Genomic DNA, 18,400 nt, shown 5'->3' with positions numbered 1-18,400 from the left:
ATATTACTTAAAGCAGATCAGGAGGGGAGTATAATGCTCCTCAACGCTTCGCCTTGTTCTAGAGAGTGAACTGCCTCATTTATTTCCTCCAGATGGTACGTCCCCGTCACTAACTTGTTAGGGTCATATTTCCCCATTTTCACCAAATCCATGAGCCTAGGCATATCTATTCTAGGCCTTCCTCCGTAGTTTCCTATGATCTGTATTCCGTTCCTTACAATCGTTGCTACCCTGAGAGGTATTTCAGCAGTTGCCGGAGGCAGTCCTACCAGTACTATCCTACCTCCCAGCCTCACGGAGTCCATAGCCATCTTTATCGTGTCTGGAACTCCGGCCACTTCAACTACAGCGTCAGGACCGCCGTTGGTCATCTCTTTTAACGCCCTCACTGCATCGGTCTCTTTGGAGTTAACAACGTCGGTAGCACCCATCTCCATGGCTTTGTCAAGCTTCCACTTCTTCGTCCCTACCGCTATTATCCTTCCCGCGCCAGAAGCCTTCAGCAACTGTATCACGGAAAGACCTACACCTCCAGCTCCTATCACCGCCACGCTTTCCCCTGGTTCTAGCTTCAGGGAGTTCACTGCCCCGTAACCTGTGAGCCCCGCACAGCCGAGAACAGCGGCCTTCTTCAAGTCTATTTCCTGAGGAACAACAGTAAGAGCGTTCTCGCTTACCTCAGCGTACTCCGCGAAACCTCCACCCAGAAAGAACCTCAGAGGAGACCCGTCCTTAAAGTGAAGCCTTGAAGTACCGTCCATCATGAGCCCTTTCAGTCTAGTAGCTGAGAAGACCTCACACACGTTCTCGTGCCCGCTTATACAGTTCCTGCATTTCCCGCACGGATGTACGAAAGCCGATACTACTCTATCTCCAGGCTTAACCCTGGTTACTCCAGGTCCGACTTCTTCGACCACACCCGCTATCTCATGTCCAGCTATTACAGGTGGTGGTACAGGGGTCGCACCGACGAAAACGTTAACGTCTGAGTGGCACATTCCCGTAGCTTCAACCTTTATCCTCACTTCACCCTCTTTTGGAGGATCTAATTCAACGTTATCCACAACCTTTAGCGGCTCCTTGTATTTGAAGAGAACAGCTGCCTTCATGCAATACAAGAAGTTTAAACTAGTTTAAATCTCTGACTTTTGACGTCATCTCGATATCACAGCATTAAACAGGTCTTTATACCTGATCTTGTAGCCCAGGAACTCCAGCGCTTCCTCAGCGAAATCCCCGTATTTAGCCTTCACGTAACTTACGTCCTTTCCGCTGAAGTCCTCATTTGACATGCCCTCTAGGATTCTCTTTTTGACTGCGAAGGTCTTCAACACTACGTAATCTTCCATCTTCTCGACTACGCTCCTGACGTCCTTGATTTGCACTCCAGATTTCCTCGCCATGTCCATTAACCTTATGTAGTCGCCGTCTAACTTCAGCTCTGTGAGGCTGGGCTTCGGCATCTTCCTGTTAAGCCATTGGTACACTTTTGTGACGTCTATCTTCTTCCTGAACTTAATCACGTCGTCCGAGTCTATTCTCTCAGTTGAGAGGTCTTCGTCGATGAGGACTAGGACCTTCTCCTTCACGTTCCTAAGCTTGTAGATCTTCTCCTCTAGGTATTCCTTGGTCCAGAACCCTACTACCTCTATGTATACCGAGAAGTTACCCTTCTTCGCCAGGAAGTCAGGTATCATGACCCTTCCGCTACCGTCGTCCACGACCAGGAAACCGGGTTCCCTTACTATCTCCCAGTCCTTCGCTACAGCTCTGAACTCCCTGTAGAAGGACTCTTCCACCGTGCTGTCGAATGTCTCTTTTTTCCCTTCATCTCTCACGCCCTCCTTCACATACTTTATCAAGGGGGAGCTCTCCACCTTCAGGTTGAAAATCCTCCTCTTCTTGCCTAGGACTACTTCAGCCTCAATTTTCCAGTCTCCTGCCTTCACTATTTCGGGGATCAGGAGAGCTAGGTTCCTTCCATATCTCTCGGTCAGCTTCAGGAGTGTCATAGGACCTATGAACTCCACGCTGGGGGGCTCAACGTAGGCGTAGTACATTAACCCCAGGGACTTGGAAAGCCTTATGACCTCCTTCCACCTTGAGGACATGTACACCTTCATCCTGAAGGCTTTGAAGAGAATAGTCTGGAGCAGGCTCAGGTTATACATACTGACGATCTCTTCTGGCGAGACTCTAGGGGCATGCGAAACTTTCATCTCGTCCTTCATGTCGGAGTAAAGATACTCTAGTGGGTCTTCAACCTTGAACTTCCGTGAAGCTTCCCTGAGAATCTCCTCCTTTCTATCGCGATCCAGAACCGGCCCCTTCGAGAAGAGGAACCTCCTCAGCTCCAGTGGGTATCCGTTCCCTCCGGTGAATTCACACAGCCTACTCATGACCGTGGACAATCCCTTGACTAATTTGTAATCGTATACCTTGGAGAGAGTCTTAACGTCCTCGTTTATCTCGGATAACTTCCTCCCTTCCTTGAAAAGGTCAATTACTAAAGGTACTACGTCGTCTTCAGGCTGTGCGAAAGAGGGAATTACTTGGTTTCCCTTCACCTTGAACCTTGCCAGTTCAGACTGGAACATTCTTCCTCCTCCTTGAACTGAGACCGTGATCTGACGTGTTCTTCGTTACTAGCTCTATAAGGACTGCGTTCTTTCCTTCCTTCTTTCTCAATACCCTGCCCAGCCTTTGAAGGAACTGTCTCCTCGTCCCGTAACCTGCCATCAGGACGGCTACGTTTGCGTCTGGTACGTCTACACCCTCGTCCAGGACGCTGCTGGTCACTATTACCTTGTACTCTCCGTCCTTGAACTTCCTCAATATCTCCTCCCTTTCTTCCTTAGGAGTCTTATATGTCACTGCTGGTATCAGGAACTCCTTGGAGATGTCGTAAGCCATGAAAGTGTCTCTAGTGAAGACTATGACCTTGTCCCCGTCTTCAGTCTGCCCCAATATTTCCCTCAATTTATCAATCTTGCTCCTAGAGTTCACCGCTATTCTCAGGGCTTCCTGCCACGCTAGGAGAGCTTCCCTTCCTTCCTTCTCTCTGGAAGCCAGGAAGACGAGTCTCTTGAATTCCTTGAGGCTTGACAACCTCAACTTCTTTCTCTTGAGGTACAAGCTCATCTTCCCCCTGAGTTCCGCATATCTCTCCTCCTCGTCTTCCTTTAGCTCAACGTAGATCCTCTTCACTTCGAAGTCGGAGACGTACTTTCCCTTTAGCTTGTCCACTGTGAGCCTGAACACCACAGGACCTACCAGGGATGGGAGGAGTCTATGCCTTCCATCCTCCCTCTCAGGCGTCGCTGTAAGTCCCAAACGGTAAGGTGAGGCAAAGAGCATAGCTGCTTGGGAATATCCCTCTGAGGGTAAGTGATGGACCTCGTCGAAGACCATGAGTCCGAATTTATTTCCTAACTCCTCGGCTTTCGTGTACAAGGAATCATAAGTTATTACAGTTATTCCCCTCACTTGATTCTCTCCGTTTCCCACTATCCCGGGCTTAACACCCATTTTCTCCTCTACGCTCTTAGCCCACTGATAAAGCAAGTCCACTGTAGGTACAACAACTATGGAAGCGACCCTACACTTCTCTATTGCCTTGAGGCCTATCAAAGTTTTCCCTGCACCAGTGGGGAGAACTACTACGCCCCTTTTAGATGCGTACCACTTCTCCACCGCATCCCTCTGATAATCCCTCAAGTTATCTATTTCTTTCACCTGAGGGAAAGGAAGCAGGTCTAGGACCGTGTCCTTTACTTCTATTTCGGAGTCGTTGAAGTACCTCATCACGTCGAAGTAGTCCTTTCCGTAACCTATGTAGATCTTTCCCCTCTCATTCCACTTCAGGTTGGGTGCATAAGTATCCGATATCAGCAAACCTTTAGAATACCTTAAATTAGCCACTGGATTTAATCTGTTTTGCCCAAATTAAGTGATTCTGCGGGAATTTACGTAATACTTAAGGAACTCCGATATGATTCTGTTTATTTGGCCTATCTGTTGTCCCATGGGGGAGTGTTTCATCCCCTTCACTATCTCTAACCTGCAGTTAGCTAGCTTCTCGCACAAGACTTCTCCGTGTCTCCTGGGGACTATTTGATCTGAGTCCCCGTATATGAGGAGGATACTGCTGTTCTTTAGCCCTTCAACGTAATTGATGGGAGAGGAAGAGTCTAGGTCTCTAACCTTAGAAAGGTCCTTGTATAGGGAAGACTGAGGTGTATCGTCTGGGAACTTAGATAAGTGATCTAACTGCAGTTTCCTGTCAGTAGGCGAAGAGACAGCTATGACCACGGATGGCCTTATAGACCCTAAAATGAGAGCTGCAGTTCCGCCTCTTGAATGTCCCGCAAAACATTCGTAATTTTCATGCCTGAACTTTTCAACTATTTCGCTTACCTCCATGTCCACGAAAGGGGATTCTACCTCAGCAAACTTAGATATTGGGTCAGTGAGCCATTTGATCTTCTCGGGAGAAGAATTTTTACCGTGAAGAACTAAACATCTCATTAAGTAACTTAGAGTCTCTCCTTCTTAAATTAAAAACGGCTTATAGTTCTGATAGCTTATCTTTCAAAAGTCTCCTCTATGCTTTTCCCACATAGAGTTCGTTCATGTCTGAGAGCCTGAAGAAGTCCTCATCATGAACCGTGAGGAAGCCTGCATTCTCCATCTCTTTTCTCAATTCCCCACGGCCATAAAGCCTGAAGTATCTGTCCCCTGCAGAGGACGACTTTACGAAGTTAGTATTCAAGGTCGACCCCCACACTGTAGCTATCACTTTTCCTTCCTTACATAGGACCCTTTTAGCCTCAGCTAAAGCCAGGGACGGATCCTCCAGATGATGTAATGAAGCTATGAAAAGTAACGTCATGAAATAACTGTCTCTGAAAGGTAGGAACTCCATGTCCGCGTTTACTAACTCCTCACAGCCCTTGTTCTTGGCCTCCTTAAGTTGGTTCAATGAAATGTCGAGGCATACCTTGTAACCAGTGAGAATTGAGCAGTTCTGTCCCCCTCCACAGCCCACGTCTAGAAGCGGGGGAGAAGGCGAAAAATCTAGAATCCTATAAAAAGGTTTTCTTCTATATTTTATCTTGTCGTAGGCCAGCATTAGCTTTCTCTTGATCTCCCAGCTATCATGGGGGCTTAACATCAATTGCCGCCACTGGACATACGTTTACACATGCCATACAGAATATGCAGGCTTGTTCGTTTACAGGGAACGCCTTCTTCTCTGATGCTGGATGGCCGGGTGTGTCTAACCACTGGAACACGTTAACTGGGCAGGCATTTATACATGAGCCGTCTGCAATGCAAAGATCGAAGTCAACGCCTACTATTGTTCCCCATATGCCGAGTTTAGTCGGAGGCTCATAGGTCCCATAGATCTTGACACCCTGCTCCTCCTTAGCCACAGGAAGAGTCCTGTAGTTCGGATCTATTCCCATTTAGGATAACCCAAATCTCTTTTGTGAGTTCTATATTTAAGATTAATGTGAAATAACTCTTCTGAGATTCTGAATTTTATATAAAGGAATTTCGTTTTCGTCATTGAGACCACTAGTTCTCGTGATCAGGATATTCTCCTCACCATGTAAGGTCCTTCACGGGAATATCCTTGTTTCCTGTAGTACTCCCTAGCGCCTATACCGGAAAGGACAGCTACCTTTGTCCTGTCGTACTCGAGGGAGGTTTTCTCAGCCTCTTTCAGGAGGAGGGACCCGAATCCCTTATGTTGAAAGGAGACTTCCCCCACGAGGGGTCCTCCGTTGATTGGAACCTCAGCTCCGTAAACGTGTAATTCCCTGACTATTGACGTGTGATCGTCTATCTCCCTCCTGTGCGAAGAGTGAGGTATCCTCAACCTGAGGTATCCTATCAGAATTCCCCTCTGGTCTTCCATTGAAATGAATACATCAGTTCCTCCGCTAGCTTGATACCTTCTAGTAACGAGCTTAGGCTCTTCCGGATATCCTCTTCCGTGTATCCAGGAGATTCCGGCTTCCCTATATCTTATTTCAGATATCTTTATGCCTTTTCTCTCAGCTTCACTCTCCACCAGCTCCCTCAGGTTTCCCTTCCTGTTGCCGTCCAGTATTATGTTAGCTGGTATGTCCCTCTGTACTCTCATTACTCTGACCCAAGGAGGTATATATCTATACATTTCCGAGATCAAGTCGATGAGGGTTTCTGTGTCATAAGGCTTGTAATTTCCCTTTTTCCACGTTTCAACTAGAGGCGCACTCTCCACAACTAGGGTAGGGTATATCTTCAGCATGTCAGGCATGAAGTCCTCATCTTCCATCATGGTCTTGAAAGACTCTAGGTCCCTGTCAGGGTCAGATCCTGGAAGACCCAACATCACGTGATACACCACCTTAAACCCAGAGTCCTTGAGTATTTTGGTGGACTCTATTGAGTCCTTGACTGTGTGCCCCCTGTTGCTTCTCTTCAGTAAATCGTCGTAAATAGTTTGAACTCCTAGCTCTACCTTTGTAGCTCCCAAACGGAGTGCCATGTCAGCCTGAGGTTCTTTCCCCCAGTCAGGCTTGGTCTCCACCGTGATCCCCACGCATCTGACCTGGGACGTCTCGTTTCTCTCCTGGGCTTCCTCCAAGTAAACGAACCCCGGCTTATCCTTGGAGGGAAATCTGTTCATGGCTTCGAGTGCCTGAGACACGAACCACTCCTGGTAGTCTATGTCGGTGGAGAGGAAAGTCCCTCCCATGATCACTAGCTCTATCTTGCTCGGGACGTGACCTAAATAAACGTACTGCGATAGTCTAGAGCTGACCTGAAGGAAGGGGTGATAATCGTTCTCAATTGCCCTCATAAGCGTCGGTTCTCTCCCGTAATAGCTCTGGGGCGATCCCACGTCAACTCCTCCCGGACAGAAAACGCATTTACCGTGGGGGCATCTGTGTGGTTGTGTCATTATGGAGACTATAGTGACTCCTGACATCAATCTGGATAGCTTCCTTATTCTATGGTTGTCAGAAACTTTCATTAGATCACCCTTGAGGGAACCTCGAACTTGAACTCTTCTCCCGCCCACTTTGTGGACACGTCCTTGCCCGAAATCCTTATCCCGTGTCCTGGGCTTTTGCCAACCACAACCCCAATTTCCTGTAGCCTGCCGTCCCTTGATAAGAGAAGGTGAACTTGCTTTCCTTTCTCTATCTCCTTCAAGATAGCTTCGGCAGGTCTGCCGTTAACACTCAACACTTTGTCCCTGGGGCAGACCCCGGCTTGGTCTGCTGGAGAGTCGTCCTCCACGAAGGACACTACGTCTCCGTCCAATGAGATCCCAAGATAAGGTCTGTCCCTGTCAGGGGTATCCACATCAATGAAATTCCTCACTAACTTCAGCATCTCTCTGGAGGGGAGTCTGCTGACTTCCAAGTCTACTTCAGCCTCAGAGAAGGCCTCTTGCAGGTCGTATAGTGTGTACTCTCTAGGTATCTTTCTGAATTGGTCCTCTATTCTTAACCCTTTCCTGAACAAGGAGAGGTCCAATATCAAGCCGAGGATCAGCCCTCCGTCGTAATAAGACACGGCGGAGTTGAGGTAGTTTTCGTCCCTCCTGTAGTACTTTATCCATGCTGTCATTGAGGACTCGGCCAGACTCATCATTCCTCCACGGAAAGTAAGCTTCTGGAGGGACTCAGCGATCCTCTTGAGGAAGTCCTGTAACTTTATCCCTCCCGACTTCCAAGACAACTTATAAGCCATGTAGTCCGTCACTCCCTCAGCGAACCAGAGAAGTTCGGTATAAGTCTCCATCTCATAGTTGAGCTTCAAATCCTTGGGCTTCAAGTACTTCACGTTCAACCTGTGGAAGTACTCGTGTGCGAAGACCTCCACCAAAGACGTTAGCTCGCTGTTCCATGAAGAGGTTATCGCGGATGAATTTGAATGCTCTATTCCACCTCTAGGGTTGCTGGAGAACCTAAAGTAGAATATATATTCCCTTGAAGAGAGTAATGGGTCCACGGCACTGAATACTTCGTCTTCCTTGCTCACAACCAGCCTCAACTTGTTCAGGAACTCCTCGTCTAAGACGTCAACCGTAGATATCTTATGTAATTCGTCTATCTTGTATTCCTTCAAGTCAGGAGAAGCTTGGATGCTGGAGTCGGCCAACTCATGATAATCCCGAGCACAGAGAGTCCTCTCCCCTTCTTTCCTCAAGGTAGTGTTGGCCTTCCATCCCTCGGGCAAGTTAAGTTCAATACAATATCTCTCGTCAAAGCTCTGGAAAGGAAACACAGCAGGTCCATTCAAGAACATGTAATTTCCAGTCGAGATTGCTTCCCTTTGGTCCCAGCTCATGGTGTAAACTTTATAACTGAAATTTTCTCTAACCCAAAACTTATTTTTTGAAATTCTTATACCATCTATGAAGACAATGTTTCTCTCCATTTCCCTGATTACGTAAGAACCGGGTAGCCAAGTGGGAAAAGTGACCTCTCCCTCCCTTCCGTTAGCTTCGACCTTGACGTATCTGTGAGCAGGGGTTACTTTGAAATACATTATGAGAGATGCTTCTCTCTGCTCTTAATAGTTTCGTCCTCTCCACTGACCTCCTCTAACGACCTTCCCTTAGCTTCGGGTATCAACTTCAGTGCCACAAGGGAAGACCCTAAGGCTATAAGAGAGTATACCCCAACAAGCGCTCCCAACCCGAAGCTTGAGAGCAACAAGGGAAAGCTGGTTATGCTCAGGGCAGACGCTAGTCTGTCCACAGAGACCGAGATAGATTGGGCCCTCCCTCTTATTTTCGTGGGGACGAGTTCCGGAGTCAGCATCGCAGATCCTATTATTGATGCAGGTCCCATAGCTGAGAACAGATAGTTCAAAAGGTAGAACGAGAAGCCCAGGAGTGCAGCTTCTCCCGTTAAGCTCTTCCCCACGGCGCCTAACCCGAAAATTGAGGGACGGGACAACAGCAAAGAATACATTCCCAGCCACAATGCTACTCCGGCGTATCCTATAGTTATCATTCTAGTCCTGCCTATCTTATCTATTAAAAATATGCAAAGGATCTGTCCCGGTATGCCTGCAAGGAACTGCGCAGCATAGACGAAATCTATTGGAGACAAGCCGAGGTTGGACGCTATAGTTATCGGCCCGTATAAGCTGAAAGTTGAGGAATACATATCGTAGAGGAGCCAAAGCATGGAGGAAAGGAATATCAGTAGGAAGCTCTTCTTGAACCAGAACGAAGAGCTCCTCTCGTCCGGGATGGGCTCAACCTTCACCTTCGTTTCCTTCATGATCTTGTTTAACTCTTTCTCGTCAGGCTTCACTCTAGATGCAAACCTGAGCGTCTCCGTAATTTTCCTCCTAGAGAGGATGACCGCAGCTGTGGGTATCGCTCCTAAGGACAGAACTAATCTCCACACAAGGGAACTAGTCAACCCCACGTCTGAAAGTACTTGATAAGAGAAAGCTGATAGGACAGCTCCTATTCCCCACATGAAGGCGAAGGTAATTACCATCAGCTTCCCCCTGTCCTTGGAGTTGGAGTTCTCCGACACTATTATCGGAGATAACACGTAGTCCGCTCCCACACCGAGCCCTATGAGAAGTCTGGTCAGGAATAGCTCTTGAAAGTTGCCTACGAAGAACTGCAGGATTTCACCCACGGTCATTATGGTGACGTCTATTCCATACAATGCTTTCCTCCCTATTTTGTCGGAGAGGAAGCCTAGTAGTAAAGCTCCCACTACTGCACCATAGTAGGTCCCCGCTATGACCGCGCCCAGCTCCACAGAGGAAAGGTCGAGGTACCTCTGAATAAGGAAAGCGGTTATCGACACTGAATAGAGGTTATATCCGTCAGCTAGAACTCCAGCTCCGCTAACTAAGACGCTCTTCACTTGAAACCTTCCAATTCCCCTGCTGTCGAAGTCATCGAACATGGTGTTTAGTATATACTTACATTTTATAAAATTGAGTTTTAACTTACTATTTCATCAGGCGGGATGATATCAAGATAAGCAGAGAGACTTAGTTTCCTTGATTTTCGAGTGAATTACAAAATACTTCGCCTTGGTCGTCTAATCTATGAGTGGATCTTCGTGGAAAACTTCATGGGGAAATCGAGATGCAATTTTACGCAATACGTTTCTATTACGTCCTGCTGGACCTACGCATTTTTAAATATAGGAGTTTTATATCACCTAGAATGATCGAAGCAGTGATCTTCGACTTAGATGGAACATTAGCCAACACAGCGATGCTTCACAAGAAAGCATGGGAGATCGCATTGAAGGAAATGGGTGAAAAACCTTCTTTTGACATAACTGTTTTACTGGGAAGGAAAACTCTTGATATAGCTAAGATACTAGTAGGAGAAGATAAAGCGGAGACCCTCGCTTCCATTAAGACAGATGTATATAACACCTTGGTTAAGGAAGAAGCTAAACCGACGGAGTGCGCAAGAGAAGTCGTGGAGGGCTTTAAGCGTTCAGGCACAAAGGTTTCAGTGGTGACTTCTTCCAAGAGAGTATCGGCAGAGAAAGTACTTGACATCATAAGTATTTCCCCACACTTCTTGGTCACTAATGACGATGTGGAGAAAGGGAAGCCTCATCCAGAACCAGTTATCAAGGCCCTGAAGAGTCTAGGTGTGAGCCCTGATCTAAGCATAGGAGTAGGCGACACTAGCTATGATATTTTAGCTTACAACGCTGCAGGGCTTTCCACTTCCTACCTCTTAAAAGGAGAAGTCCCCGTAGACCCTTCATCCTTAAAAGGGCTCAAGTTCACTGAAATATCCTCACTTTGTCAATTACTTCATGTTTCGAAAGGTATTTAAATAAACTTTATTAGTTGATAATTTTATTTTAACATCATTTACTCTAGTTTTTCATAACTAATGAGTGAAAACTTATTAAGTTTCGCGAGTACCCTTATTTAAAGGTGTGATTATGTTCGATGCATTTGCACCAACAAATCTTCTCATAATAGCAGTAGTGGCAGCTCTTGTTCTGTTCGGCTCTACCAAGATCCCCGAGTTCTTCAGGTCTCTAGGTAAAGCTGCAGGGGAATTCAAGAAGGGTAAGTTGGAATCCGAGATAGAAGCAGAAGAGATAGCTAAGCAAGCAAAGCAAAACGGTTACAACGTACAGACTGATCCTTCTAAGGAAGATTTAGAGAAGCAAATAAAGCAATTACAAGACCAGTTAGATCAGCTGAAGAAGAACCAGAAACAGTGAGAATCGCAGAAAATGAATACAAATAATATGATTTAAAAGCAAATTTTATATTTTCTTGAAATAAAAATTGGGGTGAGATGTTTGCTAGGAAACCTAGATGATATGTTGGTAGTGGTAATAGTAGGGATACTTCTGTTAGGAGGGTTAAAGAACCCCCATAAGGTAGCTAAAGACGTCGGGAAGACCATAAACGAGATGAAGAACGTGCAGAGGCAATTCTCGGATGAGTTAAAGAGGGAAATAGATGAGTCCTTGCAAGATGACCCCCAGCCCTCCAGCGTTGAGGAGCTGGAGAAGAAAATAAGAGAGCTTCAGAACGAGCTCGAGAGGTTAAAGAATGGCGACAACAAAGCCTGAGGAAAAGCAGAAGGAAACTCCCCTTTTAGACCACCTTAGGGAATTAATGTATCGCATAAGGAGAATAGCAGTCTCTTTAGTTGTTGCTTTCTCTATATTTTTCGCCTTCGGGATAAGGGAGGTAACTTGGAACGGATACACGTTTCCCGTCCTTTATCCTGACATTTTCGATAGCCTCTCCGTACAGATGACGAGGCTCTTCATTTACGACGAACTTCCTAAAAGCATAAAGTTACTTGTAATAAATCCCTTCGATCCCATATTTTCGTCGATTTACATATCCCTTTTCTTGGCCACATTCTTTGCAATGCCCATAATAGTGAGGGAAATCTGGGCTTTCGTTTCCCCTGGTCTATACGAAAGAGAGAAGAAAGTGATAAAATGGTTCCTCTTGCCTGCATTCCTGCTCTTCGGCGCAGGAGCTTCATTCGCGTATTTAGTTATAATTCCGTTCATGCTGAAGTTCATAATCCTTTACGTTAATCAGTTCGGAGGTGCGGTAGCCCCTACGTTAGGACTTAGAGCATTCGTGAACATAATCATGACAATGCTTTTCGTGACAGGTATAGCATTCGAGTTTCCTCTAGTAATGGACGTTCTGACCTATATAGGTGCAGTCAAGGCTTCTACGTGGAAGAAGAACTGGAGATGGGGAATACTGGGTTCTTTCATAATCGCGTGGATAATATCTCCTGGTACTACTGGAGGAGTAGTTGAGACTATCATAGGTATAATACTTTCAAGTCTATATGTAGTTGGAATCTCTGGAGCCTACTTCATAGAGAGCAGGCAGAGAAACAAGATCCAGAAAGAGATGAGAAAGTTAGAGAACACTCAGAGAAGAGAAGAATGATAAGACCCTGAAAGGAAAAAAGTTATATAGTTATTTTTGTCAAGCTCTCCTGGCAGGGAACTCATACCTCACTTATGTTATCAACCTGTGAAATAAAATCAATCAAGATAAAAAATTTCTTACATATATTTTCACAATTTATGCAAAAATGATTTCTACCTCTTTTTGTCCTCTCCTACCTTTTCTCTACCGCATTTCTATGGAAATCTTATGTGTTACCCACCTTTATTTTGCTCACGTTCTGCTCAACTTTGGAGTAGATCGAGATAGCTTTCATCAGCTCATTCCTGTCCTCGGTTCTTCTATGGTGATAAAGCGAGATTATCCTCCTCATTGTCTCCTCGTCATAATAACCAGACTCCCTTGATATTATCGAAGAGGCTAGAATAGGTTCTTCGTTTATTATCCTTATTCCGTCATCGTAAATCCTCAACACGTCTGGGTCGTCTGTCTTGAACGCCATCAAACAGGACGGAGCTAAAATTCCTTCTCTCATGAACTCTTCCTCCAGGGATTCTCCTACTTTCACCTCGTTTCCTACTATCCCCATGAAGCCCTCCTCAGCCTTTTTAACTACCTCATTAGGCGTTAAGTTCACTACTTCCTTCCCGTGTTGTAAGGCGTAAAGCCTAGCGTTGTAGTCAGCTAACGTACCCTTCCTCACAGTATAAACCACGTTGGACTCCTTCCTTCCTATCATCGAGTACATCTTTATGAATACGCCTGACCTCACTTCGTATTCGTCTTCGATCCTCCAGATGTTGGTGATTGAGTCTAGCACTACCTCACCGAGCTTGTTGTCTTGACAAGAGTTAGATAGTTCGTACCCCCTGAGCAATCCCCTGTCTCTAGCGACGAGTAAAGGAAAGGATATTGGTCCTGCGAAAGGAGCTGATATTTTCATATATTAGAGATATCCTTGACGAATATTATTCTTTCACCTACCTTGACTCTCCTCATTTTCACGTCGTACAGCGTCGACAGAGTTTCCTCAGTCAAAGCAGATGACGGGTCACCCTCCTTGAAGACCATCCCATTCTTCATGAGGACTACATGGTCTGCTACAGTCGCGAGTTCAACGTCATGGGAGGTAACTATAATAGTCTTGGTCTTGGAGAACTTCCTCATAGCTTTCACTAGCCTAACGTAGTTCCTAGCGTCCAAGTTCGAGAGAGGCTCATCCATCAGGACTGAGTTTCCCTCAGCTAGAGCTTTAGCAACGAGGACCATCCTCTTCTCTCCAGAGCTGAGAGTGGAGAACTCCCTCTCTCTGTACTCGTCCATACCTAACTCCTGAAGGTAAGATAGATAAATTGAATCTCTCACACTGGTTCCCGACCTCATGACGTCGATGACCCTCATTGGAGCAGGGAAAAACTCAGCCGGGGAATAGCCGATCTCTCCTTCGTCGAGGGTGATCTCTCCCATGACTGGATCTATCATTCCTATGATGGTACGTAAAAGCGTCGTCTTGCCAGACCCGTTGGGTCCGAGAATCACGTTGAGCCCTTTCATGAAGTTCACTGTAACATCACTCAGGATAACTTTTCCGTGGATTTGAGTTGACAGTCCTTTAATCAACATTCGGGTGTCGCCTCAAGATTGAGGTTATCACGGGTACAGCAATGAGGGAAGTGACCGCAGTCAAGGGAAGTGTGAACCCTAGGGCACCTCTGGATATCACGTTAGAGAGCAAGAGAACAGAACTGCCCAGCAATGAGACTGGAACCACCATGCTCACCGTGGATCTCCCTCCTAGAACACCCCTCATTATGTGCGGGCTTATTATTCCCAGGAAACCTATTATTCCTCCTACTGACACGTCGACGCTGACCACAGCACTCACAAGGACTATGATCAGGAGTCTGTATCTTCCGGGGTTTATACTCTTGCTAAAAGATATTTCGTCGCTCAGAGACAGGACATCTATTTTTCTACCGATGATGTAGCAAAGGTACCCGAGCGCCAAGGTAACATTGAAGAGAATGGCGGTCTCGGTCCAGCTCACGTCGTCTATTTCGCCGAAGAGAAAGAAGAGCAGGGGAGGAACCTCTGGTGTGATCCTTGAAATGACTGACTCAGATAATATGATCAGCGCAGAGAAGAAATACGAGACTACCACTCCCCCAATTACAAGGGAGTACGTATCTCCTTTCCTTCCTATTACCAGCGTCATAGCTGTAGCTACCATGGAGAAGATGAAGGCAAGGAAAGGCGAAATCCCTTGGACCAGAAATAGGGGAAAATTGAAAGCTAAGAGGGCGTAAGTCAAGACGGCTCCGAAACCCGCTCCTGAAGCCGTGCCGGTAACGTAAGGGTCCATGACCGGGTTCCTCAGGATCATTTGGAGTATAAGCCCGGTGAGGGACAAGTCAGCCCCTATTGACGCTGTAGAGATCGCCGTGGGGAACCTTATGGAGTAGACAATGAAGGAGTACGGATGAGAGGAAAAGAGAGAAGGAGGTATGTAGACTGCGCCGAACACAAGTGAAAGGAAGAACGAAACTACGTCCAACAAGGAGAGGAGGACTACCACCTCAAAATATCGGTAATGATACATTCAGATCATCCTCGACCCAAGACTGGTTTATCACATGGGGGGCTTTGTCTTCCATTATCTCGTGAACGATCGATATGCCGTACACTGAGAGCGGTGCAGGTTCGTTCATGATCGAGACAGGAAGTCCTTGATCCAAGATGTAAATTCTACCTTCCTTGAACGCCGTCACATTATGTAGGGCGGGATATTCCTGCTCCATTTCGTGAATTAAGCTCTCGGTGTAGCTTACGTTGTACATTTCTGTGAAAACTACCACGTCAGGGTCGCTCTCTATCAACTGGGACACATGATCTAGAGGATAACCGCTCTGAGAGGAGAACACGTTAGTCCCTCCTGCGTGAGCCATAACGTTGGATATGAACGTGTTTCCTCCTACTGTATAGAAAGAGAAATCAGGGCAGATCCAAAGTACATAGGCAACGCTTCCAATGTCACTCGAGGAAGAGAATTCCCCTATCTTTTGGTTCATCCACGATACCAGTTGATTTCCTTCATTCACTCTGTCGAACACCGTGGCAGTCATCATGACGTCGTTCTCTATCTCATGGAAGTTCACGTCCAGATCTCCGTGCGTGTAGAAGACAGTCAGGTTAGCGTCCTTCATTTGGTTATAATACGATCCCTCAAGTCCCGCGTCAGCTACCACGATGGAAGGGTTTAAGACCACTATTCCCGTCACATTCAGTGGATAAACCCCAGTTATGACGTGGGCGTTCTGGATCTGAGAGCTCTCGTTCAGTTCTTCTAAAAGCTCAGCGGAGTAGAAGTCTACTCCGACTATGTTCTTACCCAATCCAAGGGAGACCAGGATTTGGGTGTCGCTGGGAGCAACGCTCACTATTCTAGAAGGATACGAGCTCACCGTGATGGTCTGACCCAGCCCGTCCACCACAGTCAAGGGATAATAGCTCCCCTGAGACTTGCTTCCTATCTCGACATGGGAAGAGGAAAGTTCGAAAGCACCGAGAGTGAACCCTATCCCTACCACGAGCAACGCTATCCCCGCAACAACTCTGTAGTCCATGGAGGTTGGATAGCCTGTCCATCTATAAAAGATTTTTTCGCGAAATCGTGCTTTCCATCATGAAGGTAAAAAACGCCAGGCTCTTGGACGGTAGAAAGGTAGAGGTGGGAATAGAGGATGGAAGGATAACTTGTCTAAAGGAGAGTTGTGAGGGGGACAATGAAAGTATTGACGCTGAAGGAGGTCTTGTGATTCCTCCCTTCTTTAACATGCATTTCCACTTGGACAGCGTGTTTTCAGGCAACGAGAACATGAGCGGTACACTCTGGGAAGGAATAGAGAGGTGGAGGGAAATCAAGGGGAAACTAAGCGAACAGGAAGTTGAGGAGAGGGCTAGTGTAGCGCTGAAGCTGATGCTAGCTTACGGCACATTATGGGTCAGGTCTCACGTGGACGTAACTGAGAAGTCGTTCAAGTTGGTGAGGGGCCTGAAGAGGGTAAGGGACAAGTTCAGAGGGGTTGTTGACCTCCAGCTCACGGCTTTCCCACAGGACGGAATATTCACAGACAGGGGAAACGACGAATACCTAAGAAGGGCCATGGAAGAGGGCGTAGACAACGTCGGGATGATACCTCATGCAGAGCTCACCAGAGAGGACGGAGTACGCTCGGTGGAGTTCGCGTTCTCCTTAGCGAGGGAAATGGGCAAGGACGTGGACGGCCACGTGGACGAGACCGACGACCCGAACTCGAGGTTCCTTGAAGTCGTAGTGAAGAACACCTTGACTAACGGTTGGGAGGGGAGGGTAACTGCTGGTCATGTCACTGCAATGCACAGCTGGGATCAGAACTACACCAGGAAGCTCCTGTCAATGGTAGCTAAGGCCGGAGTGACCGTAGTTCCGAATCCCCTCATAAACGTGATGTTGCAGGGAAGGATGGACGGTTATCCCAAGAGGAGAGGCGTAGCGCCTATAAGGCTCATGACTTCCATGGGAGTCAACGTAGCATTAGGACAGGACTGCATGATAGACCCTTGGTATCCACTAGGGAATGGGAACATGCTCCAGCCCCTCTTCATGGCTGTTCACATGGATCAAATGAGCATCGAGGAGATAAAGCGTAGCTTGAACCTGATAACTTACAATGCAGCAAGGGCATGGAGGCTCCAGTACGGTTTGGAAGAAGGGAAACCAGCTAACCTGCTGGTCATGGGAGTTGACAACGTTGAGGACGTCCTCAGGTTCATGGAACCCCCTAGGTATGTGATCAGAGATGGGAGAGTGGTAGCTAGGGATGGGAATATGGTTAACGTAAACGGGTGGGAGAAGGTGAGAAGAAGGCCTTAGCCCTGCACCAGTAGTATGTGGTACCTCAAACAGTCCATGTATCTGTTGTGTTTCTCGTTCCTGTTGAGCACCATGTAATTTACCACGTTCTCGTTAGATAACAACTTCACCGCGTAATCAGAAGTAAGGTCAGTTGAATGGAGTAAACCCCTGATGTCAGGGTTCAAGAGGACGGTTTTAGCTTCAAGTGAATCAAGATATCCTTGAGTCCTCTTTTTCCACGAGAACAATACCTTCCTCACGTCGTCGCAAGGTATTTTCAAGGTCTTCGCTATGAAAATCACGGGTTTGTTTTGACACCTCCAGTAAGCTATTTTCCTCTCCAGTTCAGACGTCATGCGGTAAAGTAGGTAGACCGGTTATAATTCTCTAAGGGATGACGATTCGAACGGCTTCTTGAATTACTATAAATATTAAAAAAATTTCATCAGATATCTACGATAGAAATCAGCCTTTTTACGTCCTCCTTTAGTTCACTTCCTTCTCACTTAAGCCCATCTCATGGAACCTATCAACGTGAAGAACTCATGCAATTGCCCAAAACTTGAGTATCTTAGCGTCATTAGACCTCAGTAACTTGGACGCTTTAAACAAATCTTCGCTCTCCTATCTTCCCTCTTTTCAACAGTTCCTATAATATTTTTTAAATTATTCTGGATAGCTAAAAGCTTGATTAAATCCTCAGCCGCTTTGTAGTACTTCTCACGGGTCTGAACAAGATCACCCTTGTCTAAGAGCTCCTCAACTTCGTCATAGTAAACCTCCGTACTTATGTTAATATCTATGTTAATATCCATGATTCGTATTGGGGAAAAATTACCATTAAGCTTTTCGATACGTAACCATAAAAACTCATCAATAATTCGTTCAGGGGGAAGAAGAGAGTTAGCCATGTGTGTTTTTGTTTTTTTTTAAAATGATGATTTAATTAGGTGTAGATATAATCTAATGATCATAATAACCAAACTATCTTCCATTTAAGGAAAGAAAGGCGCCGCGGCCGGGATTTGAACCCGGGTCAGGGGCTCGACAGGCCCCCATCCTAGGCCACTAGACTACCACGGCAACTCAAAT

At 46.5% G+C, this 18,400-nt stretch carries 19 protein-coding genes, 1 tRNA gene and 1 pseudogene; 5 read left to right on the top strand and 16 right to left on the bottom strand.

From position 1 onward, the window contains the following. Nucleotides 1-17: 17 nt before the first annotated feature. The 9 genes from IC007_RS06585 to IC007_RS06545 all read right to left on the bottom strand — a co-directional run bounded on the left by IC007_RS06585 (nucleotide 18) and on the right by IC007_RS06545 (nucleotide 9,944). The gene (locus IC007_RS06585) at nucleotides 18-1,109 is read right to left on the bottom strand and encodes a zinc-binding dehydrogenase (protein WP_054845133.1); all 1,092 of its coding nucleotides are present in this window, start codon (nucleotides 1,107-1,109) and stop codon (nucleotides 18-20) included. 45 nt (nucleotides 1,110-1,154) lie between these two features. Next, nucleotides 1,155-2,597: an endonuclease Bax1 gene (gene bax1 / locus IC007_RS06580; RefSeq protein WP_054845134.1), complete on the bottom strand. Its 1,443-nt coding sequence runs from the start codon at nucleotides 2,595-2,597 to the stop codon at nucleotides 1,155-1,157. After that, the gene (locus tag IC007_RS06575) at nucleotides 2,584-3,921 is read right to left on the bottom strand and encodes a DEAD/DEAH box helicase (protein WP_054845135.1); all 1,338 of its coding nucleotides are present in this window, start codon (nucleotides 3,919-3,921) and stop codon (nucleotides 2,584-2,586) included. The genes bax1 and IC007_RS06575 overlap by 14 nt, the downstream gene beginning before the upstream one ends. 24 nt (nucleotides 3,922-3,945) lie before the next feature. Then, the gene (locus tag IC007_RS06570) at nucleotides 3,946-4,527 is read right to left on the bottom strand and encodes an alpha/beta hydrolase family protein (protein WP_054845136.1); all 582 of its coding nucleotides are present in this window, start codon (nucleotides 4,525-4,527) and stop codon (nucleotides 3,946-3,948) included. Nucleotides 4,528-4,603: 76 nt separating this feature from the next. Beyond that, nucleotides 4,604-5,173: a class I SAM-dependent methyltransferase gene (locus IC007_RS06565; protein WP_149528523.1), complete on the bottom strand. Its 570-nt coding sequence runs from the start codon at nucleotides 5,171-5,173 to the stop codon at nucleotides 4,604-4,606. Further along, nucleotides 5,157-5,468: a 4Fe-4S dicluster domain-containing protein gene (locus IC007_RS06560; protein ID WP_149528522.1), complete on the bottom strand. Its 312-nt coding sequence runs from the start codon at nucleotides 5,466-5,468 to the stop codon at nucleotides 5,157-5,159. Before IC007_RS06560 ends, IC007_RS06565 begins: the two co-directional genes overlap by 17 nt. A gap of 125 nt (nucleotides 5,469-5,593) precedes the next feature. Continuing rightward, nucleotides 5,594-7,027 (bottom strand): tRNA uridine(34) 5-carboxymethylaminomethyl modification radical SAM/GNAT enzyme Elp3, encoded by a 1,434-nt coding sequence (locus tag IC007_RS06555; RefSeq protein ID WP_054845137.1) that lies wholly within the window; start codon nucleotides 7,025-7,027, stop codon nucleotides 5,594-5,596. Continuing rightward, complete coding sequence (locus tag IC007_RS06550) at nucleotides 7,027-8,553, bottom strand: M61 family metallopeptidase (RefSeq protein WP_054845138.1); 1,527 nt, start codon at nucleotides 8,551-8,553, stop codon at nucleotides 7,027-7,029. The genes IC007_RS06555 and IC007_RS06550 overlap by 1 nt, the downstream gene beginning before the upstream one ends. Continuing rightward, complete coding sequence (locus IC007_RS06545) at nucleotides 8,553-9,944, bottom strand: MFS transporter (protein ID WP_054845139.1); 1,392 nt, start codon at nucleotides 9,942-9,944, stop codon at nucleotides 8,553-8,555. The genes IC007_RS06550 and IC007_RS06545 overlap by 1 nt, the downstream gene beginning before the upstream one ends. A gap of 266 nt (nucleotides 9,945-10,210) precedes the next feature. Between IC007_RS06545 and IC007_RS06540 the strand changes: the two genes are divergently transcribed. The 4 genes from IC007_RS06540 to tatC all read left to right on the top strand — a co-directional run bounded on the left by IC007_RS06540 (nucleotide 10,211) and on the right by tatC (nucleotide 12,453). Then, nucleotides 10,211-10,843, top strand: a complete 633-nt coding sequence (locus tag IC007_RS06540; protein WP_162302121.1) for an HAD family hydrolase — start codon at nucleotides 10,211-10,213, stop codon at nucleotides 10,841-10,843. Between the two features lie 112 nt (nucleotides 10,844-10,955). After that, the gene (locus IC007_RS06535) at nucleotides 10,956-11,243 is read left to right on the top strand and encodes a twin-arginine translocase TatA/TatE family subunit (RefSeq protein WP_054845140.1); all 288 of its coding nucleotides are present in this window, start codon (nucleotides 10,956-10,958) and stop codon (nucleotides 11,241-11,243) included. Between the two features lie 81 nt (nucleotides 11,244-11,324). Then, nucleotides 11,325-11,600: a twin-arginine translocase TatA/TatE family subunit gene (locus tag IC007_RS06530; RefSeq protein ID WP_054845141.1), complete on the top strand. Its 276-nt coding sequence runs from the start codon at nucleotides 11,325-11,327 to the stop codon at nucleotides 11,598-11,600. Continuing rightward, entirely contained in the window at nucleotides 11,581-12,453 is an 873-nt protein-coding gene (gene tatC / locus IC007_RS06525) for a twin-arginine translocase subunit TatC (protein WP_054845142.1), read from the top strand. The genes IC007_RS06530 and tatC overlap by 20 nt, the downstream gene beginning before the upstream one ends. 208 nt (nucleotides 12,454-12,661) lie before the next feature. Here the strand turns inward: tatC and IC007_RS06520 are convergent, their stop codons facing one another. Genes IC007_RS06520 through IC007_RS06505 form a run of 4 tightly spaced genes read right to left on the bottom strand, consistent with a single transcriptional unit; the run spans nucleotide 12,662 to nucleotide 16,037 of the window. Then, a complete protein-coding gene (locus tag IC007_RS06520; protein WP_149528520.1) occupies nucleotides 12,662-13,357 on the bottom strand; it encodes a DUF3834 domain-containing protein in 696 nt (231 codons plus the stop codon). After that, a complete protein-coding gene (locus tag IC007_RS06515; protein WP_054845145.1) occupies nucleotides 13,354-14,037 on the bottom strand; it encodes an ABC transporter ATP-binding protein in 684 nt (227 codons plus the stop codon). Before IC007_RS06515 ends, IC007_RS06520 begins: the two co-directional genes overlap by 4 nt. Further along, the gene (locus IC007_RS06510; protein WP_149528519.1) at nucleotides 14,027-15,013 is read right to left on the bottom strand and encodes a FecCD family ABC transporter permease; all 987 of its coding nucleotides are present in this window, start codon (nucleotides 15,011-15,013) and stop codon (nucleotides 14,027-14,029) included. The genes IC007_RS06515 and IC007_RS06510 overlap by 11 nt, the downstream gene beginning before the upstream one ends. Beyond that, complete coding sequence (locus tag IC007_RS06505) at nucleotides 14,991-16,037, bottom strand: ABC transporter substrate-binding protein (RefSeq protein ID WP_149528518.1); 1,047 nt, start codon at nucleotides 16,035-16,037, stop codon at nucleotides 14,991-14,993. Before IC007_RS06505 ends, IC007_RS06510 begins: the two co-directional genes overlap by 23 nt. Before the next feature lie 56 nt (nucleotides 16,038-16,093). Between IC007_RS06505 and IC007_RS06500 the strand changes: the two genes are divergently transcribed. After that, complete coding sequence (locus IC007_RS06500) at nucleotides 16,094-17,326, top strand: amidohydrolase family protein (protein WP_149528919.1); 1,233 nt, start codon at nucleotides 16,094-16,096, stop codon at nucleotides 17,324-17,326. Here IC007_RS06500 and IC007_RS06495 read toward each other — a convergent pair. The 3 genes and pseudogenes from IC007_RS06495 to IC007_RS06485 all read right to left on the bottom strand — a co-directional run bounded on the left by IC007_RS06495 (nucleotide 17,323) and on the right by IC007_RS06485 (nucleotide 18,391). Continuing rightward, complete coding sequence (locus IC007_RS06495; protein ID WP_054845149.1) at nucleotides 17,323-17,664, bottom strand: hypothetical protein; 342 nt, start codon at nucleotides 17,662-17,664, stop codon at nucleotides 17,323-17,325. The two genes, IC007_RS06500 and IC007_RS06495, sit on opposite strands and share 4 nt — an antisense overlap. A gap of 89 nt (nucleotides 17,665-17,753) precedes the next feature. Beyond that, nucleotides 17,754-18,123: pseudogene (locus IC007_RS14190) on the bottom strand (PaREP1 family protein). A gap of 195 nt (nucleotides 18,124-18,318) precedes the next feature. Next, nucleotides 18,319-18,391: transfer RNA gene (locus IC007_RS06485), tRNA-Asp, on the bottom strand. Nucleotides 18,392-18,400: the final 9 nt, after the last annotated feature.

This window comes from Sulfuracidifex tepidarius (genome assembly GCF_008326425.1).
In the GTDB taxonomy this organism is placed as follows: domain Archaea; phylum Thermoproteota; class Thermoprotei_A; order Sulfolobales; family Sulfolobaceae; genus Sulfuracidifex; species Sulfuracidifex tepidarius.
The sequence above is the reverse complement of the archived record's forward strand: the minus strand, read 5'-3'. Positions and strand labels throughout refer to the sequence as shown.